The organism is Hydrogenophaga aquatica (assembly GCF_054780915.1).
In genome coordinates this window covers 80,197-104,253 of record NZ_BAAGVK010000001.1, presented here as the reverse complement: position 1 = coordinate 104,253, position 24,057 = coordinate 80,197, and the positions used below count along the sequence as shown (strand labels likewise).

Here is a 24,057-nt window from a genome sequence, read left to right as displayed (position 1 = left end):
TCTCAGGCGTTGGCAGCGCTGGTTTCGCGCAGGTCTGCCGCGAAGGCTTCCACGGCTTCGGGTGTGGTGTCCCAAGCACACATGAAGCGGCAGCCACCGCCCGCGATGAACTGGTAGAACTTCCAGCCCTTGGCGTACATGGCCTCGATGGCTTGCGGCCGCAACTGGGCAAACACCGAGTTCACCTGCGGTGCATGCAGCACATTCACGCCGGGAATGTGGCGGATGGCTTCGTACAGCTGTTTTGCCATGGCATTGGCATGGCTGGCGTTGCGCAGCCACGCGTTGTCTTCCAGCAGTCCCACCCAGGGCGCCGAGATGAAGCGCATCTTGGACGCCAACTGCCCCGCCTGCTTGACGCGGTAGGCGAAGTCTTCCGACAGTTCGCGGTCGAAGAAGACCACCGCCTCGCCAATGGGCAGGCCGTTCTTGGTGCCGCCGAAGCAGAGCACGTCCACCCCGGCGCGCCAGGTGATCTCGCTCGGGTGGCAGCCCAGCGCGGCCACGGCGTTGGCAAAGCGCGCGCCGTCCATGTGCAGCTTGAGCTTGCGCCGCTTGGCGATGGCCGAAATGGCGCGCACCTCTTCCACCGTGTAGACCGTGCCCATTTCGGTGGCCTGCGTGATGCTGACCACCTTGGGCTTGGGGTAGTGGATGTCGCTGCGCTTGGTGACGAGCTGCTCAACGGCGTCCGGCGTCATCTTGCCCAGGCGGGCGGCGGGGCTGTCGGCCTCTGTGATGAGCAACTTGGAGCCGTTGGAGAAGAACTCGGGGCCGCCGCATTCGTCGGTCTCGATGTGCGCCACCGGTGTGCAGATGACTGAGTGGTAGCTCTGGCACATGGCGGCCAGCGCCAGCGAGTTGGCCGCCGTGCCGTTGAAGACGAAGTAGACGTCGCAGTCCGTCTGGAACAGGTCGCGGATGGCGTCGGTGGAGCGCTGTGTCCAGATGTCGTCGCCGTAACCGGGCTGGTGGCCGCTGGCGTTGGCTTGCATGAACCAGTGCGTCGCCTCGGGGCACATGCCAGCGTAGTTGTCGCTGGCGAAATGTTGGGTGTGGGGCGAGCGCACGGTCATGAATACTCCTTGAAGTCTTGTTTATTCGCTGTCGGTCACGGGCACGCAGCTGCAGAACAGGTTGCGGTCGCCATAGACGTTGTCGATACGGCCAACGGGCGGCCAGTACTTGGCATGCGCGCGGGTAGACGCGCTGGCGGCGCCCACGTCGCGGCCATAGGGGTGAGGCCAGTCGGCCTTCATCAGGCTGTCAGCCGTGTGCGGGGCGTTCTTCAGCGGGTTGTCGTCCTTGGGCCAGGCGCCGGTTTCCACCAGACGGATTTCCTCGCGGATGGCGATCATCGCGTCGATGAAACGGTCCAGTTCCTCCAGTGTCTCGCTCTCGGTGGGCTCGACCATCAGGGTATTGGCCACCGGGAAGCTCAGCGTCGGGGCGTGGAAGCCGTAGTCCATCAGGCGCTTGGCCACGTCCTCGGCCATCACGCCGCTGGTGTCCTTCAGGCCGCGCAGATCCAGAATGCACTCGTGCGCCACGTGGCCGTTGGCCGAAGCGTACAGCGTGGGGTAGTGGTTGGCCAGCCGCTTGCTGATGTAGTTGGCCGCCAGGATGGCTGCTTCGGTGGCGTGCTTCAGGCCTTCGGCGCCCATCATGCGGATGTACATCCAGGAGATAGGCAGCACTGCGGCATTGCCGAACGGCGCGGCGGAAACAGCACCCACCTTGGGCTCTACCGGTGCTGCGCCCACGCACGCACCCTGCGCCTGCGCGGAGGCATGGCCTGGCAGGAAGGGCACCAGGTCTTCCACCACGCAGACAGGGCCCACGCCCGGGCCGCCACCGCCGTGCGGGATGCAGAAGGTCTTGTGCAGGTTGAGGTGGCTCACGTCGCCACCGAACTCGCCGGGCGCAGCCACGCCCACCAGGGCGTTCATGTTGGCACCGTCCACGTACACGCGGCCGCCATGCTTGTGCACCAGGTCACACAGGTCTTTCACCTGCGTTTCAAACACGCCGTGGGTGCTGGGGTAGGTGATCATCACGCAGGCCAGGTTTGCGCTGTGCTGTTCGCACTTGGCGCGCAGGTCGTCCAGGTCCACGTTGCCGCTTTCGTCGCACTTGGTCACCACCACCTGCATGCCCACCATCTGTGCACTGGCAGGGTTGGTGCCGTGGGCGGACTGGGGGATCAGGCAGATGTTGCGATGAGCTTCGCCACGCGAGGCGTGCCAACCCTGGATGGCCAGCAGGCCGGCGTATTCACCTTGCGAGCCAGCGTTGGGCTGCAGGCTGATGCCCGCATAGCCCGTGGCTTGGCACAGCCATGCGCGCAGCTGCTCGTCCAGCAGCTTGTAGCCCTGCAGCTGGCTGGCTGGGGCGTAGGGGTGCACGTTGGCAAATTCCGGCCAGGTGATGGGGATCATCTCGCTGGTGGCGTTGAGCTTCATGGTGCACGAGCCCAGCGGGATCATGCTGCGGTCCAGCGCCAGGTCCTTGTCGGACAGGGCGCGGATGTAGCGCAGCATGCCGGTTTCGGAGTGGTGGCTGTTGAACACCGGGTGCGTCATGAACGCGCTGGTGCGGCGCAGCTCTTCGGGGATGCGGCTTTCCACGCCTTTTTCGAAGGTGTCGAAGCTGGGCAGGGCCTGGCCTTCCTTGGCGAACAGGCTCCACAGCTGGCGGATGTCGTCGCGGGTGGTGGTTTCGTCCAGGCTGATGCCGACGAACCCGGCACGCCCGCCCACGAAGCGGCGCAGGTTCAGGCCCCGGGCCACAGCGCGCTGGTGAACGGCATCGGCCGCGTCGGCGGCGCCCATGTCAAGCGTGAGCGTGTCAAACGCCGTGTGGTGCACCGTGCGTACGCCCAACTGCTCCAGCCCGGTGGCCAGGATGGCGGTGTAGGACGCCACGCGTTCTGCAATGCGTTTCAGCCCCTGCGGCCCGTGGTACACGGCGTACATGCTGGCCACCACAGCCGGCAGCACCTGGGCCGTGCAGATGTTGGAAGTGGCCTTTTCGCGGCGGATGTGCTGTTCGCGCGTCTGCAGCGCCAGGCGGTAGGCGGGGTTGCCGTGGGTGTCCACGCTCACGCCCACCAGGCGGCCGGGCAGCGAACGCTTGAATTCGTCGCGGCAGGCCATGTAGGCCGCGTGCGGGCCGCCCGCGCCCATGGGCATGCCAAAGCGCTGGGTGGTGCCCACCACGATGTCGGCACCCATTTCGCCAGGAGATTTGAGCACGGTCAGGGCCAGCAGGTCGGCGGCCAGGATCAGTGCAGCGCCCTTGGCGTGGATCTGATCGGCGCTGGCCTGCCAGTCGGCCAGCCAGCCGCTGCTGCCGGGGTACTGGTTGATGGCGGCAAAGTAATCATCACCCGCAATGGCGGCCAGCCATTCTTCGGTGGAGCGCACCACCTTCACGGTCAGGCCCAGCGGTGTGGCGCGGGTCTGGATGACTTCAATGGTCTGCGGGTGGCAGTCGCCGCTGACGATGAAGGTGTTGCCCTTGGCCTTGACGCTGCGCTTGGCCAGCGTCATGGCTTCGGCGGCAGCCGTGGCCTCGTCCAGCATGGACGCGTTGGCGATGTCCATGCCGGTGAGATCGGTCACCATCGTCTGGAAGTTCACCAGCGCTTCCATGCGGCCCTGGGAAATCTCGGCCTGGTAGGGCGTGTAGGCGGTGTACCAGGCGGGGTTTTCCAGGATGTTGCGCAGGATCACGCCCGGGGTGTGCGTGCCGTAATAGCCCTGCCCGATGAAGCTGCGCAGCACCTGGTTCTGGCTGGCCACGGCCTTGAGTTCTGCCAGTGCTGCTGCCTCGGTCACTGCCGGTGGCAGATCCATGGGCTGCGCGCGGGCGATGCTGCGCGGCACGATGCCGTCGATCAGGGCGCGGCGCGAGGCCTCACCGATGACCGAGAGCATCAGGCGCTCGTCGGCTTCAGAGATGCCGATATGGCGGGCAACGAACTCGTTGGCGTTTTCCAGGTCGGCCAGGGGCCGGGCGGTGGGCATGAGCATGGCGGGCTCCGGGGGGCTTGCGGGTGGGGTTTACTTGGTCAGTTCGCCGTAGGCGGTTTCGTCCATCAGCTCCGCGACTTCGCCAGCGTTGGACAGCTTGACCTTGAAGAACCAGCCAGCGCCCAGCGGGTCGCTGTTGGCCAGCGCGGGGTCGTTGCGCAGGTCTTCGTTGACTTCGGTGATCTCGCCGCTGATGGGCATGTACACGTCGGCGGCAGCCTTCACGGATTCGACGACGCCTGCCACGTCTTTCTGGGCCAGGACCTTGCCCACTTCGGGCAGTTCCACGAACACCACGTCGCCCAGCGCGTCCTGCGCGTGGTGCGTGATGCCCACGGTGGCGATGTCGCCTTCAACGCGGATCCATTCGTGGTCGGGGGTGTACTTCAGGCTCATGGGGTGGGCTCCTGGGGATGGAAAGGGAAAGAGGGCGGACGTGGCATCAGCCACGGAAATAACGGTTGGGCACGAAGGGCAGGGGCGCCACTTCCATCGGCACCGCCTTGCCACGGACGAGCGCCTGCACCTGCGTGCCGAGCGCAGCATAACCGGACTGCACGTAGCCCAAGGCGATGGGCTGGTTGATGGAGGGGCCGAGCAGGCCGCTGGTGACTTCGCCAATGCGCTCGCCAGCGGCGTTCTGCAGTTCCACATGCTCGCGCACGGGCACGCGCTCCTTGGCGATCAGGCCCACGCGCAGGCGCTGCGGCGGCTGCGTGCCGTCGAGCTGCGCCAGAATCTTGCTGGCGCCGGGGAAGCCACCCGCGCGGGCGCCACCCGTGCGGCGCACTTTCTGCATGGCCCAGTTGAGCGCGGCTTCCACTGGCGTGGTGGTGGTGTCGATGTCGTTGCCGTACAGGCACAGGCCTGCTTCGAGTCGCAGCGAGTTGCGCGCGCCCAGGCCGATGGGCTGCACCTCGGGCTGCGCCAGCAGGGCGCGGGCCAGCGCCTCGGCGTGTTCGGCGGGCACCGAAATCTCGAAGCCGTCTTCGCCGGTGTAGCCGCTGCGCGTCACGTACAGGCTGGCACCGTTCCACTGGTGCGCGGCACCGGTCATGAACACCAGTTGTTCCACGCCAGGCAGCAGTCGCTGCAGTGCGGTCACGGCTTGTGGGCCTTGCAGGGCCAGCAGGGCGCGTTCCGGCATGGGGATGACCTGGCAGCGCTGGCCGATGCGCGCCTGGATGTGGGCGATGTCGCCTGCCTTGCAGGCGCCATTGACGATCACGAAGATGTCGTCCCCCCGGTTGACGAACATCAGGTCGTCGATGATGCCGCCTTCGTCGTTGAGCAGCAGGCCGTAGCGCTGTTTGTTCAGGCCCAGGCCGATCACGTCCACGGGCATGAGGGATTCAAAGGCCGCAGCGGCGTCGGGGCCGACCAGGCGCAACTGGCCCATGTGCGACACGTCGAACAAGCCGGCAGCCGTGCGGGTGTGCAGGTGCTCGGCCATCAGCCCGGCGGGGTACTGCACAGGCATGCTGTAGCCCGCGAAAGGCACCATGCGCGCACCCAGTTCAATGTGCAGGGCGTTCAGCGGTGTTTGAAACAGGGGCGTGTCGGGGCTGGTCATGAGCGGACTCCATGGGGGCATGAAACAACCGTGGCATTCATCACCACGGCATCTAGCCCCCGCTGTCCGCTTTACCTGAGAGATTCACCGCCCATGCGGGGCGGCTTGCTCCTTCGGTGGGCAGCATCGTGTGCGGCCTCTCTCCAGTGGGGATGCGCAGTCAAACCCCTCGGGGCTGACGGCGTTTGCCAGTCCTTTTGCCTGAGCGTTCAGACCACCGCGATCAGCGGTCCTGCGCCTTCGGCGGCTTCCCTTGGGGAAGCGCTCTCCTGACAATCCGGAATTCTAACCCACGGCTGAAAATGTAACGTTTGGTAAACTGCTGGGTTGCCCAGAGTCCCGTGTGCCGCATTCACAAGCATAAGAAAGGTGCCTCGTGTCCGACGCCAAGCCGCTCCTCATGATCGTTGACGACAGCCGCATGTCACGCATGCTGATCAAGGCCATTGTCGTTGCGCAGCGCCCTGACTGGCGCATTGTCGAAGTCGCGTCAGGTGACGAAGCCTTGGCCCGTGTGGATGAGGAGACTCCGGATTTCATCACCATGGATGTCAACATGCCGGGTACCAACGGCCTGGAGGCGGCCGAACGCATTCTGCAAAAGCACCCTGGCATCCGCATCGCAGTCTGCACGGCCAACGTGCAGGAGCGCATGCGCGACGCGGCTGCCCGTGCCGGCCTGTTCTTCGTGGGCAAACCCATCACCGAGGCCACGGTGTCGCCTGCTCTGGCCTTTTTCGGGAAGTGACCATGGTCGATGTCAGCGACCTCAAGCGCGACGCGCTCCTGGAAATCTTCAACATCGGCGTGGGGCGTGCCGCGTCGAGCCTAAGCATGATCGTGGGCGACGAGGTGCTGCTGTCAGCCCCCAGCCTGAGCCTGTGCTCGCCGAACGAGGCGGCTGTGGCGTTGTCGGGCAAGCCGCTTACCAAGTTCAGCACCGTTTCGCAGCAGTTCTCTGGCCCCTTTGAGGCGCAGGCCATGCTGGTCTTCCCCGAGGCCAACGCATTGGAGATCGTCGGCCTGATGATGGGGGGGACCAACCTCAGTGCAGAGGAGCTGTCGGAATACGAGCAGGAGGCGATGTGCGAGATCGGCAACATCATCCTCAACTCCAGCATGAGTGTGCTGGCCGACATGTTCGCGGTGCAGTTTGACAGCACGCTGCCCGTGCACCGCTTTGGCGATTCGCAGGCCGCGCTGGTGTTGGAGGGTGAACCGGAGCAGGTGGTTCTGCTGCTGCAGGTGGACCTGAAGATCAGCCAGAAGTGCATCCACGGGCAGATCGTCTTCCTGTTGAGCGTGTCATCCCTGAGCACCCTGATGGAACTGGTCGTGTCGTACATGACGCGCATGGGCCTGGCTTGAGGGAGCAACCATGATTTCTAGGTTCGCCAATGCCCTGGAGCTGGGCATAGTGGGGCTGGATGCCGATGGCCGTGTGCGCCTATGGAACCGCTGGATGGCTGAACGATCCGGATGTTCCCGCGACGCCGTTCTGGGCCGCTCCCTTTTGGATGTGTTCCCGGAGGCGGCCAACAGCAGGCTTCAGCATGCCATCGATCTGGCGACCCGGCAGCGCCTGCCCGCTCTGCTTTCCCCGGCACTCAGCCGGGTGCGGCTGGCGCTGTATCACCGGCCTCAGGACCGGGAGATCGACCGGCGCATGATTCATCTCATTCATGTCGTGCCCTACGAGGACGACGATGAGCGGCAGGGCTGCCTGTTGCAGATCACTGACGTCACCGTCAGTGCGCACAGGGAGCAGGTGTTGCGCAACAAGGAGCACCAGCTGCGCAACGCGGCGCGGATCGCGCAGCTGGGCACCTGGGAGTGGGACCTGGAAGAGGGCGAGTCGGTGTGGTCGGACGAGCTCTACCGCATCTTGGGTTTGAGCCGCCAGACGCACGCGCCCAGCGACTGGGCATTCCTGTCGCTGGTTCACCCGCAGGAGCGCGACCAGATGGCCGAGGCGGTGGAGCTGGCAGCGCAGGGCGGGCAGGACGTGGAGCGGGACTGCACGCTGGTCCTGGCCGACGGGTCGCACAAGCACGTGCACTTCCAGGCAGAAGTGTCGCGCGCGCCCGAAGGCCGCGCCGTTAGCCTGTTGTGCACCGTGCAGGACATATCGGAGCGCAAGCGTATGGAGGCGGAGCTGCGCGAACTGGCCGCCACCGACGCGCTCACCGGTTTGCCCAACCGCCGCCATTTCCTGCTGCAGCTGGGCAGCGAACTGGCACGCGTGCAACGTCAGCCCAGCCTCAAGTCGGCGTTGCTGATGCTGGACCTTGATCACTTCAAGCTGGTGAACGACACCTATGGCCACGGCGTGGGTGATGCGGTGCTGCGGCATTTCGCGGAGCTGGCTGGCAACGAGATGCGCAAGGTGGATACCCTGGGCCGCCTGGGGGGCGAGGAATTCGCCATTCTGCTGCCCGATACCGACCTGCCCGGCGCACAGTTCGTGGCGGAGCGCTTGCGGCAGCGTGTGGAGGCTTCAGCCTTCCTGTCGAAGGGGCAGCCCGTTGCCTTGACGGTCAGCATTGGCATCGGGCTTGTGGACCCGGCCGACCACAGCCTGGAGGCCGTGCTGGCGCGGTGCGACCAGGCGCTGTACCTGGCCAAGCGCAAAGGGCGCAACCGGGTTGAGGTGAACGGGCGGTTGCCGGGCTGACCGGGCCGCGCCGCAACTGTCACGCAGGCGTGCGGTCCTGATTCTGGTCTTGTTCCAGCCGGTTCGACAACGCCCGGACTTCGAGGCGCAGGCGGTGCAGTTCGCCCAGGATCTCGGAGGCCATGGCCTTTTCGTCCTGCTCTACCTCTTTTTCAACGAAGATGGCTGCCAGCGATGCCGTGACCAGAGACAGCACCGCCAGGCCCAGCAGCACCACGAGCACCGCGAACAGCCGCGAAGCGTCCGTTGATGGCACGACGTCTCCATAGCCTACCGTGGCCGCCGTCGTGAATGACAGCCACAGCCCTTCGGAGATACTGTGCACGCTGGGGTCCAGCCACCAGAATCCCAGACCGCCAATGAGAAATATCGCTGCGACCAACGCCAGCGAGTAGAGCAGCCCTTGCCTGACCAGGCGGCGGCGATGCAGCGACAGCTTCTTCATTGCCCGGGACGACGTCACATGCCCGCGTAGTTCGGGCCGCCACCGCCTTCGGGCGTGACCCACACGATGTTCTGTGTCGGGTCCTTGATGTCGCAGGTCTTGCAATGCACGCAGTTCTGGGCGTTGATCACCAGCTGGTCGGCGCCGTCCTTGTTCACGAACTCGTAGACACCGGCAGGGCAGTAGCGGCTTTCGGGGCCTGCAAACTTCGCCAGGTTCACGCTCACCGGCACGCTGGCATCCTTCAGGGTGAGGTGTGCGGGCTGGTTCTCTTCGTGGTTGGTGTTGCTGATGAACACGCTGGAGAGGCGGTCGAAGGTCAGCTTGCCGTCGGGCTTGGGGTAGCTGATCTGCGCGCATTCGGCCGCAGGGCGCAGGTAGGTATGGTCGGCATTTGTGCGGCGGATGGTCCAGGGCGGGCGCTTCATGCCCAGCTTGGGCAGCAGCCAGTGTTCAATGCCGGTCATCAGCGCACCCACGGTGTTGCCCTTCTTGAACCAGCTCTTGAAGTTGCGCGACTGGTCCAGTTCCTGGTGCAGCCAGCTCTGTTCAAAAGCAGCCGGGTAGGCGCTCAGTTCGTCGCTGGCGCGGCCAGCCTGCAGCGCGTCGAACGCTGCTTCGGCGCAGAGCATGCCGCTCTTGATGGCAGCGTGGCTGCCCTTGATGCGCGCTGCGTTCAGGTAGCCCGCGTCGCAGCCTACCAGGGCGCCACCCGGGAACACGGTCTTGGGCAGGCTCATCAGGCCGCCAGCGGCAATGGCACGTGCACCGTAGCCAATGCGCTTGCCGCCTTCGATGTGGGCCTTGATGCTGGGGTGCGTCTTCCAGCGCTGCATCTCTTCAAACGGGCTGAGCCAGGGGTTGGCGTAGTCCAGGCCCACCACGAAGCCCAGCGTCACCTTGTTGCCTTCCAGGTGGTACAGGAAGCCGCCGCCGTAGGTGTTGCCATCCAGCGGCCAGCCAGCGGTGTGCACCACCAGGCCGGGCTTGGCCTTGTCCGCGGGAACTTCCCACAGTTCCTTGATGCCGATGCCGTAGGTTTGCGGGTCCTTGCCCTCGTCCAGCTTGAACTGGGCGATGAGTTGTTTGCCCAGATGGCCACGTGCACCTTCGGCGAACACGGTGTACTTGGCGTGCAGCTCCATGCCGAGCTGGAAGTTGTCGGTCGGCTCGCCGTCCTTGCCCAGGCCCAGGTTGCCGGTGGCCACGCCCTTGACGGAACCGTCTTCGTTGTAGAGCACCTCGGCGGCGGTGAAGCCCGGGAAGATTTCCACGCCCAGTGCTTCGGCCTGTTCGCCCAGCCATTTGGTTACGGCGCCCAGGCTGATCACGTAGCAGCCGTTGTTGTGAAAGTTGTTGGGGACGAGCCAGTCGGGCGTGCGGGTGGCACCGCCTTCTTTCAGAAAGAGCACGTCGTCACCGCTGACGGGTTGGCTGAGCGGCGCGCCCAGTTCTTTCCAGTTGGGGAAGAGTTCGGTGATGGCCTTGGGGTCCATCACGGCGCCCGAGAGGATGTGTGCGCCCGGCTCGGAGCCTTTTTCAAGGACGCAGACGTTGACCTCGGCGCCTTTCTCTGCAGCCAGCTGCTTGAGGCGGATCGCTGTGGAAAGGCCGGCCGGGCCGCCGCCAACGACCACCACGTCGTATTCCATCGCTTCGCGCGGGCCGAATTGTTCAAGCAGTTCTTGTGGGGTCATCTGGGAGTCTCTCTGGCGTTGTGGATGAGGAGCGCTCGGGCGCTAGCCAAGCAAGCTGACGCATGCCTGTCGTGCTGGCGACCGATTTTAGTGGCCTGAGGTGCACAATCTTTGTCGGCCCCCCGACATCGGGGGGGAACCCGAGGATTTCCTATGGCTTACCAGATCGATTTGTCGGGCCGCGTGGCCCTGGTGACGGGGGCGTCCAGCGGGCTGGGCGCGCAGTTTGCCCGCACGCTGGCGCGTGCCGGTGCTGCCGTGGTGCTGGCCAGCCGACGCACCGAGCGCCTGGACGACCTGCGCGTGGGCATTGAGGCCGATGGCGGTGACGCCCATGTGGTGGCGATGGATGTGACCGACCTGGCGTCCATCCGTGCCGCCGTGGCGCGAGCGGAAACCGAGGTTGGCCCTATCGACATCCTCGTCAACAACTCGGGCGTGAGCACCACCCAGCGCCTGCAGGATGTGACCGAAGCTGACTACGACTTCATCATGGACACGAATGTGCGCGGGGCGTTCTTCGTGGCGCAGGAGGTGGGCAAGCGCATGCTGGCAAGAGCCAAGGGGGCGGCGCCCGGTACCTGGGTGGGCGGGCGCATCATCAACATCGCCTCGATGGCGGGGCTGAAGGTGTTGCCGCAGATCGGTGTGTACTGCATGAGCAAGGCGGCCGTGGTCCACATGACCAAGGCCTTTGCCGTGGAGTGGGGCCGGTTTGGCATCAATGTGAACGCGATCTGCCCGGGTTACATCGACACCGAGATCAACCACCATCATTGGGAAACCGAGGCGGGCCAGAAGCTGGTGGCGATGCTGCCGCGCAAGCGTGTGGGCCAGCCCGCGGACCTGGACGCCGTGTTGATGATGCTGGCGAGCAATGAGAGCCACTTTGTGAATGGCGCAGTGATTGCTGCCGACGATGGTTTCGCGGTCTGAGGAGGTCGCATGAAGCTGGAAGTGCCCGAGCAGAAGAAACTGATCCACACGATGACCGTGCCCATACGCTGGGGTGACATGGACGCCATGGGCCACGTCAACAACACGCTGTATTTCCGTTACATGGAGATTGCGCGGTTGCAGTGGATGTTCGAGTCCGGTGTGCCGGCCAATCCGCAGGGCGAAGGGCCGGTGATCGTGAATGCGTTTTGCAACTTCATCCGGCAGCTTGAGTTCCCGGGTGAGGTGCTGGTGCGCACCTATGCCGGGGAAGCGGGCCGCACCTCGTTTGACACCTACCACGAGATGCTGCGCACAGACGACCCCGACACGGTTTATGCCAACGGTGGTGCGACGGTGGTGTGGGTGGACTTTCCAAACCAAAAGTCTGCGCCTATGCCGCAGCGGCTGCGGGAGCTTATTGGCTGACGGTTTGCTGCGTTGTTTGCGTTGACCTCAAGGGCTGTGTCCACCGGCCGCCTCGTTGAAGCGGCAGCCCCTGGGCACACACGCCTTGGCCTCCCACACATCCAGATCAGGCCGCTGGCTTGGCCTTGGGTACGCGGCCCATCAGGTAGAACTCAGGGTTGGGCTGCATGCCGCTAAAGGATGCGATGCGATTGCTCAGCCCGAAAAAGGCGGTGATGGCGGCGATGTCCCAGGCGTCCTCGTCGCTGAAGCCGTGGGCATGCAGCGCGGCGAAGTCGCTGTCGGCGATCTCGTGCGAACGCTCGCAAACCTTCATGGCGAAGTCCAGCATGGCGCGCTGGCGCGGGCTGATGTTGGCCTTGCGGTAATTCACAGCTACCTGGTCGGCCACCAGCGGCTTCTTTTCGTAGATGCGCAGAATGGCACCGTGCGCCACCACGCAGTACAGGCACTGGTTGGCCGCGCTGGTGGTGGTAACGATCATTTCGCGGTCGCCCTTGGTCAGACCGCTCTCGCGGCCAACGGTCTCAGGCGTCATCAGCGCGTCGTGGTAGGCGAAGAAGGCGCGCCACTCCGCCGGGCGGCGGGCCAGCGCCAGGAACACGTTCGGTATGAAGCCCGCCTTGTCCTGCACCTCCAGGATCTTGGCGCGGATGTCCTCGGGCAGGGTGTTGAGGTCGGGGAAGGGGTAGCGGGTCGTCTCCATCGTCTTTCTTCTGTGAGGGTCAATCTTCGAGAGATGCGCTCCAGCGGTCGTTCCAGTCTGGGGCGTTGCCGGATGATCGCAGATGCTGCAGCTGGCGCCTGTCGCGTTTGGTGGGGCGGCCCTGCTCAATGGTGGAAGCCGGTTCGGGTGCCAGACGCCTTTGCTCTGCCGACTGTTGCCGCGCCAGTATGGACGCCGCCGTTTCCTCATAGAGCAGTGCGGCTTGGGGTGCCGGGCCGCGCACGGCGCTCAGCGCCCTGACCACGACCGTGCGCGTCACGTGCCCGGCGCGGAATTCGATTTCGTCACCTACCCTGGGCTCGCGCGAAGCCTTCGCTACCTGCCCATTGACGCGCACACGGCCTTTGTCGATTTCGTCGCCCGCCAGACTGCGGGTCTTGAAAAAGCGCGCCGCCCAGAGCCATTTGTCCAGGCGGATTTTGTCTTGCACGGGAGGCTGATGGCTCATGATTCAGACCTTGGCTCCCATCGCAACGGCCCGCGCCCGGCTGGCCGTTGCGGCCTGAGCGTCCGGTTCTTGTTTGGTCGGCCACCCGCTCAGATGGCGTTCGCACAGGTCGCTCAAGGCGCGCATCCACGGTGCGCTGTCGTTCAGGCAGGGGATGTAATGGAAGGCCTTGCCGCCCGCGTGCAGGAAGGCTTCGCGCGCTTCTTGGTCGATCTCCTCCAGCGTCTCGATGCAGTCCGCGGCAAAGCCGGGGCAGACCACGTCCACGCGGCCCACGCCCGCCTTGCCCAGCGCAATGAGCGTGGGTTCGGTGTACGGTTCCAGCCACTTGGCCTTGCCAAAGCGGGACTGGAAGGTCACCACGTATTCCTCGGGTTTGAGGCCCAGCGCCTCGGCCAGCAGGCGGCCCGTCTTGAGGCATTCGCAGTGGTACGGGTCACCCAGGTGCAGCGTGCGTTCGGGCATGCCGTGAAAGCTCATGACGAGCTTGTCGGGGCGGCCGTGCGCCATCCAGTGCTGCTGCACGGAAACCTTGAGCGCGTCGATGTAGCCCGTGTCGTCGTGGTAACGGTTGACGAAGCGCAGCTCCGGCACGTTGCGCACCTGTTTGCCCCAGGCGAACACCGCGTCCAGCACGCTGGCCACCGTGGCACCGCTGTACTGTGGGTAGGCGGGCACCACCAGTATCCGCGTGCAGCCAGCAGCCTTCATCGCGTCGAGCTGGCTGGCGACGGAGGGCTGGCCATAGCGCATGGCGTAGCGCACTTCCAGCTTGTGGCCGCGCTCGCCCAGGTAGCCGCGCAGCAGGGTGGCCTGTTTCTCGGTCCACACCTTCAGCGGGGAGCCTTCGGGTGTCCAGACGGTAGCGTACTTGGCGGCAGACTTGGCCGGGCGCACCCGCAGGATGATCCCATGCAGGATCAGCCACCAGATGGGCTTGGGGATCTCCACCACGCGCGGGTCGCTCAGGAATTCCGCCAGGTACCGGCGCAAGGCGCTGGCCGTGGGCGCCTCTGGCGTGCCCAGGTTGCACAGAAGAATGCCTGTTCGGGCTGTCTGCCCATGGGTGTACGGGGGTTCTTTTCGGAAAGCCATGCGGTATTCTCACCCACCTATGCTCGATCCATCACGCATCAAGGCCATCACCCTGGACCTGGACGACACCTTGTGGCCCGTCTGGCCCACCATCGAACGCGCTGAACAGGTGCTGCTGGACTGGCTCGGGGCCAACGCGCCAGCCACGGCGGCCTTTCTGGGCGACACGGCCAACCGCAGAGCCGTTCGAACCGAGGTGGAGCGGCAATGGGCGCACATGGCCCATGACCTGTCGCTGTTGCGGCGCGAATCCATCCGCCTGGGCTTGCGCCGGGCTGGTGATGACCCGGCGCTGGCCGAGCCTGCATTCGAGGTGTTCTTTGAGCAGCGGCACCGCGTCACCTTTTACGAGGATGCGCTGCCTGCCCTGGAGGCCCTGGCCACGCGTTACCCCGTGGTCGCCTTGTCCAACGGCAACGCGGATGTGCACCGGGTGGGCATTGGCAAGCACTTCCATGGTCACGTGACTGCTCGAGAGGTGGGCGTGGGCAAACCCGATCCGCACATCTTCGGCGTGGCGGCGCGTCAGGCTGGCGTGGCCCCAGAGGCCGTCCTGCACGTGGGTGATGACGCTACGCTGGACGTGTTGGGCGCCCTGGGCGCAGGCATGCAGACGGCGTGGGTCAACCGCGCGGGGCACGACTGGCCGCATGCCCTGCACCAGCCGCATCTGGTGGTGAACGACCTGCACGCCCTGTGCGAATCGCTGCTTCGCTGACCCCCTTTTTTCGTTTCTGATCTGTGGAGACCCGCATGAGTCTGACCATTCACGGCATCGTTGCGTCACGTGCCATCCGCCCGCTGTGGGTTGCCGAAGAACTGGGTTTGGCCTACCGCCACGAGCCCACGCCCTACCAGGGCGGTGCCACGCGCACCCCGGAATTCCTGGCACTCAACCCCAACGGGCACATTCCCGTGGTGTTGGATGACAGGCCCGAGGGGCAGGTGGTGGTTTGGGAGTCGATGGCCTGCGCGCTTTACATCGCGCGTCACCACGGCAAGGGCGAGGGCATTTCACCCTCCAGCCCCCTGGAGGACGCCGAAGCCCTGCGCTGGGCTTTCTGGACCGTGACCGAGGTGGAGAAAGACGCGCTGACGGTGCTCATGCACCGCATGACGATGCCGCAGGAACAGCGCAAGCCCGACTTGGCCGAGCAGGCCGAAAAGCGCCTGCGTGTGCCTCTGCGTGTGCTGGAGCAGCATCTGGCCACGCAGGCGGCGCGCGGTTGGCTGCATCTGGCCGCCGAGCGCTTTACCGTGGCCGACATCTGCGTGGCGAGTGTGGTGAACTGGGCGCGCCCGGCGCGTCACCTGATGGAAGAGTTCCCTCTGGTCCACGAGTGGGTGCTGCGCTGCGTGAACCGCCCAGCCTACCTGGCCTTGCGCGCACGGGGTTGAGGTTTCAGCGGGGCAGGCTGCCCACCGTGCCCATGCCGCTGCGGATGGCGCCTTCCAGCGTGGCGGGGTAAGGGCCGTCGATCGCGTCTCCCGCCGCCCACAGGCCCGGGGCAATGCGTTGGTCTGGCCGCTTCAAGGCCGGCGTGCAGGCAAAGGTGGCGCGTTTTTCCACCACCGTGAGCAGTGCCTCGGCGTCCTGTAGGTCGAGTTGTTCGCGGGCCTGGGCCAGAACGGCGGTCTGCAGGGATTCCCTGTCCAGCCGGCAGGCGCTGCTGACGAAGGCCAAGAGGCCGCTGGGGCCGCCCAGGCGGGCGCGGTCGAACACGAACTGCGCGGGGCCGTGGCGGGGGCCGCTGCGCAGCGCCAGCATGGGTAACGGGCCCGGCCAGGCCGGGGTATGCCGAGTCAGCACGTAGGTGGTGGCAATGGGCTCGTAGTGCAGGCCTTCGGCGGCTGCCAGCCATTCAAGGGCTTGCGGTGCAGGGGAAGGCAGTCGCCTGACCAGGCGCGCCCCGTCCGCCACCGGGCAGGCCAGAACAACGTGATCGTATCCGGCGCCGCCATCTTCGACCCCTTGGAGCTGCCAGTTGCCTTCCTGCATGTGCAGCGCAGTGACGCGCTGCCCCAGCGCCAACCGCGCCCCGTGCCTGGTGAGCCATTGGGCAGCCTTGTCCGGGAACAGGCTTCCCAGGTCGGCTGTGGGCAGCAAGAGGTCGGCACTTCGGTAGGGCGGAAGGCCCTCGCCCAGCAGGGCGTCGCGCAAGACCCGCAGGAAAACCTGAGCGCTGGCCTGCTCCATTGGGGTGTTGAGGGCCGCCACGCACAGCGGTTCGATCATGTCCTGCTTCACGCATTCGGGCAGGCTGGAGCACAGCTCAGCCACCGTCAGGCCGGGTGCACACTTGAACCCGCGCACCCGCCAGCCCAGCGTTGCCCGCAGAAACGCCCAACGCTCGCTCCAGCGCCAGCCTGTCGCCGTGGCCATCGCGGCCAGCACGTCCAGCGGTGCAGGCCAACACCTAGCCCAAGGCGGCGTGGCAAGGCCGTGACCATCAGGGAACCGAAGGGCCAGGGGCATGGGGAGCAGGGCGTGCTGCCCTGATATGCCCACTTTCTGCATCAGGCGCAGGGTGTCGGTGTAGGCACCGATCAGGATGTGCTGGCCGTTGTCCAGCCGAAGCGCAGGCTGGCCTTCGGGGTTGGGCAGGCCGGCTGGCCAGGGGATGTCGAGCGCACGGGCCCGTCCGCCCCACTGGCGCGCCGCCTCGAACACGCTGACTTGCCAGCCCAGTTCCACGGCTCGCACGGCGGCAGCCAGCCCGGCCCAGCCGCCCCCGACGATGGCCAGGCGCCGTCCGGCTGGTTTCACAGCCGCCCCAGGGCCTGTACCTTCCAGGCCAGCCAGAACTTGCGCAAGGGCGTCAGGCTCACACGCTGCGTCAGTACCAGCATGGGGTCGGTGGCGATTTCGCGCAGCAGTGTGCGGTAGATGTTGGCCATCATCAGACCGGGCTTCTGTGTTCTGCGGTCGGCTGGTGGCAGCAGGGCCAGTGCCTCGTCGTAGGTGGCCAGCGCGCGCTCGATCTGGAAGGCCATCAGCGCCTTGAAGCGCGCGGGAAAGGTGTCGTCGCTCGCACTGCCGCGCTTGAGCAGTTCGTGGGCCTTCACGTCGAAGCGCTGCAGTTCGTTCACTGGCAGGTAGATGCGGCCACGCACGGCGTCTTCGCCCACGTCACGGATGATGTTGGTGAGCTGGAAGGCCAGCCCGAGCCGGTGGGCGTACTCGGTGGTCCGGGCCTCCGTCTGGCCGAAGATGCGTGCGGCCACTTCGCCAACCACCCCTGCCACCAGGTGGCAGTAGCGCTGCAGGTTGGCATAGTCCAGATAGCGGGACTGCTCCAGGTCCATCTGGCAGCCATCGATGATCTGCAGCAGGTGGTGTGCCTCTATGCCAAACGTGCCCAGGTGCGGCACCATGGCCTGCAGCGCGGGGTGGTCTGGCGTCTGTGCGCTGGTGGAGAAGGTGCGTGCCACCTCCTTGCGCCACCAGTCCAGCTTGGCCTGTGCCACGCCAGGGTCGGTGACTTCGTCCACCACGTCGTCGATCTCGCGGCAGAAGGCGTAGAACGCCGTGATGGCCGCGCGCCGCTGGGGTGGCAGGAACAGGAAGGCGTAGTAGAAGCTGCTGCCCGAAGCGGCGGCTTTTTGCTGGACGTAGTCTTGTGGCGTCATGCGTGGCTGGTGTGGGGCACCGGGAGTGTACCCAAGGCCGCAGCCGACGCTTCCCGGGCCAACCGGGCGGCGTGGCGGCGCATGAACATCAGGTAGAGCAGGGGCACCATGAACAGTGTGAGCACGGTGGAGAAGGCCAGCCCCCACACGATGCTGGCGGCCACCGGGCCCCACAGCAGGCTGTGCCCGCCCAGCCCGAAGGCCAGGGAGGCCAGCCCCCCGATGGTGGTGGTCGACGTGATGATGATGGGCACCACCCGCCGGCGTGCGGCGTACACGGTGGCGTGCATCAGCCCCATGCCGTTGTTCAACCTGTCGTTGGCCGCGTCGATCAGCACGATCGCGGAGTTCACCGCGATGCCTGTCAGCGCGATCACGCCGTACAGGGTGTAGAGCGAAAGCGGGTTGCCCGACAGCGCCAGGCCATAGGCCACCCCGGTGAACGCCAGCGGCACCGAGACCAGGATCATCATTGGCTGGAAGTAGCTCCGGAACTGCGCCGCCAGGATGAGGTAGATCAGCCCGATGCCAAACAGGAACAGCGACTGCATCGCCGAGAGGCTTTCCTCGATGTCTTCCAGCTCGCCGGAGAAGTCGAGGTCGATCCCAGGGTGCTGGGTGCGGACGCTTTCCCAGCCTCCCTTGATCATGTCGTTGGCCACGCGGGTGTCGGTGATCTCCTTGTCAAGGTTGGCTTCCACCGTGATGGTTCGCCGCAGGTTGTAGTGACGGATGAACCCCCGCCCCGGCTGCACGCTCACGTCCACCAGCGTTCCCAACCGCGTGACCTGGCCGTTCGGCAGCGCCACCGGCTCGTCCAGCAGTTGGCCGGGGTCGTCGCGCAGGCCAAGCGCCGCAGCACCTCGCACGCGCAGTTCGATCTTGTCGCCCTCGTCGCGGGTAAATGCCACGGTCTCGCCATCCACCGCCAGGCGCACCATGCGGGCGACCTGCGAGGCATTCAGGCCCAGGTCGCGCATCGCTTCACGGTTGAGCGCCAGCTGCAGCTGCGGTCTGCCAGGAAGGTTGTCGTCCTGCACGTCTTTCGCCCCGGGTACGCCGGCAACGATGGCCTTGATGGCGTCCGCCGCGGACTGGATCGCAGTGAAGTCGTCACCACGCACCTTGACGCTGATGGCCTTGCCAGCGGGCGGCCCGCCAGACAGCACGGTGAAGCTCTTCCTGCCTGGACCAGGCAAGGATTCGATGTCCGCGCGCATGTCCTCCACCACCTGCTGCACTTCGCGTGCCTCGGCGGTGTGCGGGTTGAGCGACACGAACACCTGGCCGTACTGGTCGCCATAGACGGGCTCGGTGTCGGTGAACTTCAGGCCGGCGGTGGACGTCACCGCACGGGCCTCGTGTTCTTCCAGGGCATCGCCCACACCCTTCAGGCGTTCACGCACGGCGCGCTCCACTGCCTGCGTGGCAGCCAGCGTGTCCTCGAGCGAGGCCGTGGCGGGCATGTCGACGTTGACGTAGAAGGCGCGAATCGGGTCGAACGCGAAGAACTGCACCCTCACCACGCCAGTGCCCAGCAATGCCACCGCCAGCCCCATGCTGGCCAGACCAACCAGTGCAAAGCGCTTCGGGCGGCGCAGCACATAGGTCAGCCATTGGCCGTAACGCAGGCGTATGGCACGGTTAAACCCGTTGCGCCAGCGTTGCACGCGCGACGGGCGGTCCAGGCGCACGCCGATCACACTGACGTGGACAGGCATCATCCAGAACGCTTCCGCCAGCGAGATGACCAGCGCCAGCGTGACGACGAACGGAATCACGAACATGAACTTGCCGACGATGCCGGGCAGCAGCATCAGGGGCAGGAAGGCCGCCAGCGTGGTGGCCACCGAAGCCAGCACGGGCTTCCAGACCTCGACCATGCCCTCCAGGCTGGCTTCCAGCGCCTGCTGGCCGCGCTCCATGCGGTAGTAGATGGACTCGACCACGACGACGGCGTCGTCCACCAGCATGCCCAGGGCGATGACGACGCCAAGCAACACGGACACGTTGACCGTGTAGCCCAGCGGAGCCAGTATGGCGAAGGTGCCAAGCAGGGAGAACGGAATCCCCAGCGCCACCAGCACGCCAATGCGCCAGCCCAGGAACAGCCAGCACACGGCCAGTACCAGCAGCATGCCGTACAGCGCGTTGGTCTGCATCACGTCGATGGCCTCCCGCGTCGGCACGGTCTGGTCGTCGGTGAGCGCCAGACGCAGGCCTTGCTGCAGGAGAATGGGGTTCTGTCCGTCGATGTAGGCGCGCACGCGGTCCATGAGTTCCAGCGTGTTGGTGCGCGATTTTTTGGTCAGCGCCATGGATATGGTCGGCTGCCCGTCCGACGCCGCGTATTGCGACGCGTTGGCGCGCGCGCGCTCGATTCGTGCCACATCACCCAGGCGCGCACCGGCCGAAGGGCGGCTGGCCGACGTGACGGGCAAGGTCGCGAGTGTCTGAGGGTCCGTGAGCACGCCGCGCAGGCTGACCGACCAGGCGCCGCCGCTGGTCTTCAGCGTTCCTGCCGAGGTGTCACGCCACCAGTTGCGCAAGGCATCTGCCACGTCGGTGGCGGTGAGTCCGCGCGCCGCAAGCGCTGCGGCGTCTGGGCTCACGAGAATTTCCGGGTCGCGCAAGCCGGAGGCAAACACCTGGTCCACGCCGCTGAGCCGCTCCAGGTCGCCCTTGATACGTCTTGCGGCGAGCCGCAGGGTTTCATCGTCGGCCTGCCCGATCAGGCGCAACGCCGCGGTGGGAAAGCCGTTGGACGTGGTGATCTCCAGGATGCGCGGGTCGCGCGCCTCGTCCGGCAGTTCGCTGGACGCCTTGTTCTGGATCTCGCGCCGCAGATCGTTCATGCGCTTGTCGAACGTGCGCTCGTTGATCTCGCGGAAGCGCACCAGCATGCTGGAGACGTTTTCCCGCGAGTTGGAGACGACGAAGCGCACATCCGCCACGCCCTTGATGGCGTCCTCAAGGGGGTTGGTGACCAGTCTTTCCACGTCCTCGGCGCTGGCCCCGGGCAGCGCGGTCGTGATGTTCACCCAGTTGAAGTTGATTTCCGGGTCCTGTTCGCGTGGCATCTGCCGGTAGCTGAACAGGCCCAGCAGCAGGACCACGACGAAGGCGATGTTGGCCAGCGGGTGGTTGGTGATCAGGGTGCGCATGATCGACACGGACGTGTTCTCCCGTCAGTCCAGTTTCTGGCCGTCTTGCAACGTGGCCTGTCCCTTGACGACAAGCTGTGTCTGCCCAGGCAGTGTGACCAGGGCGGCGCGGCCTTCCTGGGCGTGGGGAAGCGCCACGAACCGGATGGCATTGCCCTCACGGACAAACACGCCGAGCGTCTGCCCGCGTTTGACGATCAGCGTGGCGGGCACGTGCGGGGCCGGGTCGTTCCAGTGCAGCAAGCCGGTGGTTCCTGCGGGCGCGGCGCGGTCCGCCTGGGCGAATGCCAGGCGCGCGCTTTGCATCCTGGTGCTGCTCTGGACGGTGGCGGTCACCCGCAACAGGCGCAGGGGCAGCTTGTCTCCAGAGCCCTGCGGTTCAAAGGTGATCTGTTTTGCGCGTTGCAGGCTGGGGACGTCCAGAGGCGTCACGTTCGCGTGGAGTTCGGCGGCGTCCGATTGCGACAGCACGTACAGCACGCTGCCGGGTGTCACGGGTTCCCCCAGCTGCGCCAGCCTTTGCACCACGGTGCCGGAAAAAGGGGCGTGAATGCGGGTTTTCGATAGCTGCCTGCGCGCCGTCTGCAGCTGCGCTTCCGCGTTGGCCACTTCAGCCCTTTGCAGCGCCACCTCGGTTTCGCGTTGCGCCAGGGCTTCCTGTGAGAAGAAGCCCTGAGCAACCAGCTCGCGGGCACGCGTCAATTGCGCCTCGCCCAGTGTCAGCCGCGCCTGCGCGGCGTCCCGTGCGGCCTGCGCGCGTTGCTGCGCCAGTTCCATGTCTTTCGGGTCTATCTGCGCCAGCAGATCGCCCTTGCGGACCTGGGCACCCACGTCCACGGTCCAGCGCAGCAGCGTGCCCTGGACTTCAGCCGTCAGGCGCGACTCGTTGCGTGCAAGGACCTGGGCCGAGGCGCTGCGCGCCGGTTGGACCCAGACGCTGTCCAGCCGCGCGGTCTCGATGGCCGGGGGTGCCGTTGATGGGGCAGCTGCGGGTGCTTGCGCCGCGGCAGGCAGGGCAATCAGAAGGCCAAGCGCGACGGCGCCCAGCAGGCGCCGGGTTGTTGAGAGGTCTTGCATGTCAATCACTGTTCCACAGGCTCGGGTGAGAGGGATGGCCGCATTCTCGTGGCACGCCAGAGCATCAATGCCACGTCGGGCGCATGAAGGCGAGGGCGGCTCTGCCAGGTGCGCCAGTGGAGGGCTTCGATCTTGTCGAGGATGCGCAGGCCGCCCTGTACCACGAGCCGCAGTTCCCAGCCCACTCTTCCTGGCAGGCGGGCCGCCAGCGGCGCTCCCGACTCCATCAGCCGCCTCGCATGCACTGCCAGTTCCTTCACCATGGCGCGTGCGCCCGGGCTGTCGTGGTTGGGCGTCAGGCTGGTCAGCGTTACGCCATGGCGGCGCATGGTGTCCAGCGGCAGGTAATGCCGGGAGCGTGCCAGGTCCTGGCCCAGGTCCTGCCAGAAGTTGATCAGTTGCAGCGCGGAGCAGATGGCATCGCTTTCCGTCAGGGAACGGCCGTCGCGCACGCCGTACAGGTGGAGCAGCAGGCGCCCCACCGGGTTCGCGGACCGCCGACAGTAGTCGAGCAGTTCGTCCATGTCCGCGTAGCGCGCCGACTCGGCCGTGTAGCGGACATCCTGTGCGAAGGCATCCAGAAGGTCCAGCAGTGGCTGACGTGGCAGTTGGAACAGCGCCACCTGCCGCGCTAGCGGGATGAACACCTCGGGCCAGCGCGGGTCCGGGGGCGGTTCCCCGTCAAGGTGCTGCAGCAGTTCCTGCCGGTAGCTGTGCAGTGCCGCCAGGCGTTCCTCGGCAGGTGAATCGCCTTCGTCGGCCATGTCGTCGGCCGTGCGCGCGAACCGGTAGATGGCGGCGATGGGTGGACGCAGCCGCCGCGGGCAGAGCCACGAGGCCACGGGGAAATTCTCGTAATGGTCCACGCCTTGCATGCCCGGATGTTGCCACAGCGCCAAGGGCCGCCGCCGCCAGGACGGCCGGTTCGCGCACGACCCTCGGGCTTCGGTTATCATTTTGCGTTAATAACCCGCTGGTCATTAATTTTTTGGGGTGCCACAGCCATGTACCGGTTTCCTTCCCTGCCCGTTCTGCTCGTTCTGGTTGCCGCCTTGCCGGCATGCACACGTCAGGCACCGCAACTAGACCCCGTGCGCGCGGTGAAGCTGACAACGGTTGAAGCGCGCTCCCTTTCCGCTGAGCAGGAGTATGCAGCAGAGATCCGGGCGCGAACCGAATCCCGCCTGGGCTTCAGGGTAGGGGGCAAACTGGTTCAACGTCCGGCCGAGGTGGGTCAGGCCGTCAAGGCGGGCCAGTTGCTCGCCATGCTGGATGCCCAGGACCTGCGCTCGGGGGCCGAGGCCGCCGCGGCACAGGTTGTTGCCGCGCAGACGCAGCGGGACCTGGCTGCCGCGGACTTCCGGCGTTTCGAGGCTCTGCGCCAGCAAGGTTTCATCAGCGGCGCGGAACTGGAGCGCCGGGAAGCCGTTCTGCGCGCCGCCCAGGCGTCGCTGGACCAGGCCCAGGCCCAGGCCAGTGTCCAAAGCAATCAGGCGGGCTATGCGCGTTTGACCGCTGACGCGGACGGCGTTGTCGTCGGGGTGGACGCCGAGCCTGGGCAGGTCGTGTCCGCCGGTGCCCCGGTGGTCCGGCTCGCGCGCAACGGTCCGCGAGACGCGGTGCTGTCCGTCCCGGAAGATGTCGTGGCCGCCGTTCGCGCCGGGATGCCGGCCGAGGTGGCGCTCTGGTCGCGCAATGGTGACGGCAGCAAGCTGAAGCTGCCGGGGCGCGTGCGGGAAGTGGCCGCCAGCGCAGACCCGGTGACACGCACCTATGCCGTCAAGGTGGCCATAGAAGGCGCGGCGCAGCCGCCGCTGGGGGCCACGGCAACCGTCCGCTTAAAGCCCGCCACGGCTGCTGCCGCTGCGCCAGCGGTGATTCATCTGCCGACTGGGGCGCTGTGGAAGCAAGGCCAGGGAAGCGCCGTCTGGGTGTTCGACGCCGCAACGGGCACGGTGCGGGCACGGCCGGTGGAAGTGGCCGGGGTGGATGGCAATCTCGCGGTGATCGCAGGCGGACTGCGGCCGGGCGAGGAAGTTGTGAGCGCCGGTGTGCACGTGCTGACCGAAGGCCAGCAGGTCACGCGCTACGGCTCGGTCGCGTCCCGCTGATCAGGCTTTCGAGCGGA

22 protein-coding genes and 2 riboswitches are annotated in these 24,057 nt (G+C 66.1%); of the genes, 8 read left to right on the top strand and 14 right to left on the bottom strand.

All coding sequences use genetic code 11. The features are described from left to right. Positions 1–2 precede the first annotated feature (2 nt). From ACYVHH_RS00470 to gcvT, 4 genes are read right to left on the bottom strand one after another with little or no spacing between them, the layout of a single operon-like run. Positions 3–1,076: a threonine aldolase family protein gene (locus tag ACYVHH_RS00470; protein WP_460563026.1), complete on the bottom strand. Its 1,074-nt coding sequence runs from the start codon at positions 1,074–1,076 to the stop codon at positions 3–5. Positions 1,077–1,097: 21 nt separating this feature from the next. Then, on the bottom strand, positions 1,098–4,034 hold the full coding sequence (gcvP, locus tag ACYVHH_RS00465; protein ID WP_460563024.1) for an aminomethyl-transferring glycine dehydrogenase: 2,937 nt from the start codon (positions 4,032–4,034) through the stop codon (positions 1,098–1,100). 30 nt (positions 4,035–4,064) lie between these two features. Beyond that, positions 4,065–4,430, bottom strand: a complete 366-nt coding sequence (gcvH, locus tag ACYVHH_RS00460; protein ID WP_460563023.1) for a glycine cleavage system protein GcvH — start codon at positions 4,428–4,430, stop codon at positions 4,065–4,067. Between the two features lie 46 nt (positions 4,431–4,476). Next, positions 4,477–5,607, bottom strand: coding sequence for a glycine cleavage system aminomethyltransferase GcvT (gcvT, locus tag ACYVHH_RS00455; RefSeq protein WP_460563022.1), 1,131 nt, complete (start codon positions 5,605–5,607; stop codon positions 4,477–4,479). Between the two features lie 52 nt (positions 5,608–5,659). Beyond that, a riboswitch (glycine riboswitch) is annotated at positions 5,660–5,764 on the bottom strand. 22 nt (positions 5,765–5,786) lie between these two features. Next, positions 5,787–5,889, bottom strand: a riboswitch (glycine riboswitch). 94 nt (positions 5,890–5,983) lie between these two features. On the opposite strand from gcvT, the gene ACYVHH_RS00450 reads away from it, so the two are divergent. Genes ACYVHH_RS00450 through ACYVHH_RS00440 form a run of 3 tightly spaced genes read left to right on the top strand, consistent with a single transcriptional unit; the run spans position 5,984 to position 8,281 of the window. After that, on the top strand, positions 5,984–6,355 hold the full coding sequence (locus ACYVHH_RS00450) for a response regulator (RefSeq protein ID WP_460563021.1): 372 nt from the start codon (positions 5,984–5,986) through the stop codon (positions 6,353–6,355). A 2-nt stretch (positions 6,356–6,357) separates the two neighbouring features. After that, positions 6,358–6,975: a chemotaxis protein CheC gene (locus ACYVHH_RS00445; RefSeq protein ID WP_460563019.1), complete on the top strand. Its 618-nt coding sequence runs from the start codon at positions 6,358–6,360 to the stop codon at positions 6,973–6,975. A 10-nt stretch (positions 6,976–6,985) separates the two neighbouring features. Beyond that, positions 6,986–8,281 (top strand): sensor domain-containing diguanylate cyclase, encoded by a 1,296-nt coding sequence (locus ACYVHH_RS00440; RefSeq protein ID WP_460563017.1) that lies wholly within the window; start codon positions 6,986–6,988, stop codon positions 8,279–8,281. Positions 8,282–8,300: 19 nt separating this feature from the next. On the opposite strand, the gene ACYVHH_RS00435 is transcribed toward ACYVHH_RS00440, so the two are convergent. After that, entirely contained in the window at positions 8,301–8,726 is a 426-nt protein-coding gene (locus tag ACYVHH_RS00435; protein ID WP_460563016.1) for a potassium channel family protein, read from the bottom strand. 14 nt (positions 8,727–8,740) lie between these two features. Continuing rightward, positions 8,741–10,423: an electron transfer flavoprotein-ubiquinone oxidoreductase gene (locus ACYVHH_RS00430; protein WP_460563015.1), complete on the bottom strand. Its 1,683-nt coding sequence runs from the start codon at positions 10,421–10,423 to the stop codon at positions 8,741–8,743. 153 nt (positions 10,424–10,576) lie between these two features. On the opposite strand from ACYVHH_RS00430, the gene ACYVHH_RS00425 reads away from it, so the two are divergent. Both ACYVHH_RS00425 and ACYVHH_RS00420 read left to right on the top strand, forming a co-directional pair. Then, a complete protein-coding gene (locus tag ACYVHH_RS00425) occupies positions 10,577–11,359 on the top strand; it encodes an SDR family oxidoreductase (RefSeq protein ID WP_460563014.1) in 783 nt (260 codons plus the stop codon). A 9-nt stretch (positions 11,360–11,368) separates the two neighbouring features. Continuing rightward, positions 11,369–11,788 carry an acyl-CoA thioesterase gene (locus tag ACYVHH_RS00420; protein ID WP_460563013.1) on the top strand — a complete coding sequence of 140 codons (420 nt, stop codon included), beginning with the start codon at positions 11,369–11,371 and terminating at the stop codon, positions 11,786–11,788. Between the two features lie 106 nt (positions 11,789–11,894). On the opposite strand, the gene ACYVHH_RS00415 is transcribed toward ACYVHH_RS00420, so the two are convergent. The 3 genes from ACYVHH_RS00415 to hemH are packed head-to-tail and all read right to left on the bottom strand — an operon-like array spanning position 11,895 to position 14,058. After that, on the bottom strand, positions 11,895–12,494 hold the full coding sequence (locus ACYVHH_RS00415; protein ID WP_460563012.1) for a peroxidase-related enzyme: 600 nt from the start codon (positions 12,492–12,494) through the stop codon (positions 11,895–11,897). Between the two features lie 19 nt (positions 12,495–12,513). Continuing rightward, a complete protein-coding gene (locus tag ACYVHH_RS00410; protein WP_460563011.1) occupies positions 12,514–12,963 on the bottom strand; it encodes an RNA-binding S4 domain-containing protein in 450 nt (149 codons plus the stop codon). Positions 12,964–12,966: 3 nt separating this feature from the next. Further along, complete coding sequence (gene hemH / locus ACYVHH_RS00405; RefSeq protein ID WP_460563010.1) at positions 12,967–14,058, bottom strand: ferrochelatase; 1,092 nt, start codon at positions 14,056–14,058, stop codon at positions 12,967–12,969. Positions 14,059–14,077: 19 nt separating this feature from the next. On the opposite strand from hemH, the gene ACYVHH_RS00400 reads away from it, so the two are divergent. Beyond that, a complete protein-coding gene (locus ACYVHH_RS00400) occupies positions 14,078–14,776 on the top strand; it encodes an HAD family hydrolase (RefSeq protein ID WP_460563009.1) in 699 nt (232 codons plus the stop codon). Between the two features lie 35 nt (positions 14,777–14,811). Next, positions 14,812–15,456 (top strand): glutathione S-transferase family protein, encoded by a 645-nt coding sequence (locus ACYVHH_RS00395; RefSeq protein ID WP_460563008.1) that lies wholly within the window; start codon positions 14,812–14,814, stop codon positions 15,454–15,456. A 4-nt stretch (positions 15,457–15,460) separates the two neighbouring features. Here the strand turns inward: ACYVHH_RS00395 and hpnE are convergent, their stop codons facing one another. The 5 genes from hpnE to hpnC are packed head-to-tail and all read right to left on the bottom strand — an operon-like array spanning position 15,461 to position 22,804. Then, the gene (gene hpnE / locus ACYVHH_RS00390) at positions 15,461–16,825 is read right to left on the bottom strand and encodes a hydroxysqualene dehydroxylase HpnE (protein WP_460563007.1); all 1,365 of its coding nucleotides are present in this window, start codon (positions 16,823–16,825) and stop codon (positions 15,461–15,463) included. Continuing rightward, positions 16,822–17,688 carry a presqualene diphosphate synthase HpnD gene (gene hpnD / locus ACYVHH_RS00385; protein ID WP_460563006.1) on the bottom strand — a complete coding sequence of 289 codons (867 nt, stop codon included), beginning with the start codon at positions 17,686–17,688 and terminating at the stop codon, positions 16,822–16,824. The genes hpnE and hpnD overlap by 4 nt, the downstream gene beginning before the upstream one ends. Continuing rightward, on the bottom strand, positions 17,685–20,852 hold the full coding sequence (locus ACYVHH_RS00380) for an efflux RND transporter permease subunit (protein ID WP_460563005.1): 3,168 nt from the start codon (positions 20,850–20,852) through the stop codon (positions 17,685–17,687). The genes hpnD and ACYVHH_RS00380 overlap by 4 nt, the downstream gene beginning before the upstream one ends. 24 nt (positions 20,853–20,876) lie before the next feature. Then, the gene (locus ACYVHH_RS00375) at positions 20,877–21,929 is read right to left on the bottom strand and encodes an efflux RND transporter periplasmic adaptor subunit (protein ID WP_460563004.1); all 1,053 of its coding nucleotides are present in this window, start codon (positions 21,927–21,929) and stop codon (positions 20,877–20,879) included. 5 nt (positions 21,930–21,934) lie between these two features. Further along, positions 21,935–22,804, bottom strand: a complete 870-nt coding sequence (gene hpnC / locus ACYVHH_RS00370; protein WP_460563003.1) for a squalene synthase HpnC — start codon at positions 22,802–22,804, stop codon at positions 21,935–21,937. A gap of 129 nt (positions 22,805–22,933) precedes the next feature. Here hpnC and ACYVHH_RS00365 point away from each other — a divergent pair, with 129 nt between their 5' ends. After that, complete coding sequence (locus ACYVHH_RS00365) at positions 22,934–24,040, top strand: efflux RND transporter periplasmic adaptor subunit (protein WP_460563002.1); 1,107 nt, start codon at positions 22,934–22,936, stop codon at positions 24,038–24,040. Positions 24,041–24,057: the final 17 nt, after the last annotated feature.

Excerpts from the sequence above, each read along its gene's own strand:
- ACYVHH_RS00470 (WP_460563026.1), bottom strand. The coding sequence starts at position 1,076 with ATGACCGTGCGCTCGCCCCACACCCAACATTTCGCCAGCGACAACTAC.
- gcvP (WP_460563024.1), bottom strand. The coding sequence starts at position 4,034 with ATGCTCATGCCCACCGCCCGGCCCCTGGCCGACCTGGAAAACGCCAAC.
- gcvH (WP_460563023.1), bottom strand. The coding sequence starts at position 4,430 with ATGAGCCTGAAGTACACCCCCGACCACGAATGGATCCGCGTTGAAGGC.
- gcvT (WP_460563022.1), bottom strand. The coding sequence starts at position 5,607 with ATGACCAGCCCCGACACGCCCCTGTTTCAAACACCGCTGAACGCCCTG.
- ACYVHH_RS00445 (WP_460563019.1), top strand. The coding sequence starts at position 6,358 with ATGGTCGATGTCAGCGACCTCAAGCGCGACGCGCTCCTGGAAATCTTC.
- ACYVHH_RS00440 (WP_460563017.1), top strand. The coding sequence starts at position 6,986 with ATGATTTCTAGGTTCGCCAATGCCCTGGAGCTGGGCATAGTGGGGCTG.
- ACYVHH_RS00435 (WP_460563016.1), bottom strand. The coding sequence starts at position 8,726 with ATGAAGAAGCTGTCGCTGCATCGCCGCCGCCTGGTCAGGCAAGGGCTG.
- ACYVHH_RS00430 (WP_460563015.1), bottom strand. The coding sequence starts at position 10,423 with ATGACCCCACAAGAACTGCTTGAACAATTCGGCCCGCGCGAAGCGATG.
- ACYVHH_RS00425 (WP_460563014.1), top strand. The coding sequence starts at position 10,577 with ATGGCTTACCAGATCGATTTGTCGGGCCGCGTGGCCCTGGTGACGGGG.
- ACYVHH_RS00420 (WP_460563013.1), top strand. The coding sequence starts at position 11,369 with ATGAAGCTGGAAGTGCCCGAGCAGAAGAAACTGATCCACACGATGACC.
- ACYVHH_RS00415 (WP_460563012.1), bottom strand. The coding sequence starts at position 12,494 with ATGGAGACGACCCGCTACCCCTTCCCCGACCTCAACACCCTGCCCGAG.
- ACYVHH_RS00410 (WP_460563011.1), bottom strand. The coding sequence starts at position 12,963 with ATGAGCCATCAGCCTCCCGTGCAAGACAAAATCCGCCTGGACAAATGG.
- hemH (WP_460563010.1), bottom strand. The coding sequence starts at position 14,058 with ATGGCTTTCCGAAAAGAACCCCCGTACACCCATGGGCAGACAGCCCGA.
- ACYVHH_RS00400 (WP_460563009.1), top strand. The coding sequence starts at position 14,078 with ATGCTCGATCCATCACGCATCAAGGCCATCACCCTGGACCTGGACGAC.
- ACYVHH_RS00395 (WP_460563008.1), top strand. The coding sequence starts at position 14,812 with ATGAGTCTGACCATTCACGGCATCGTTGCGTCACGTGCCATCCGCCCG.
- hpnD (WP_460563006.1), bottom strand. The coding sequence starts at position 17,688 with ATGACGCCACAAGACTACGTCCAGCAAAAAGCCGCCGCTTCGGGCAGC.
- ACYVHH_RS00380 (WP_460563005.1), bottom strand. The coding sequence starts at position 20,852 with ATGCGCACCCTGATCACCAACCACCCGCTGGCCAACATCGCCTTCGTC.
- ACYVHH_RS00375 (WP_460563004.1), bottom strand. The coding sequence starts at position 21,929 with ATGCAAGACCTCTCAACAACCCGGCGCCTGCTGGGCGCCGTCGCGCTT.
- hpnC (WP_460563003.1), bottom strand. The coding sequence starts at position 22,804 with ATGCAAGGCGTGGACCATTACGAGAATTTCCCCGTGGCCTCGTGGCTC.
- ACYVHH_RS00365 (WP_460563002.1), top strand. The coding sequence starts at position 22,934 with ATGTACCGGTTTCCTTCCCTGCCCGTTCTGCTCGTTCTGGTTGCCGCC.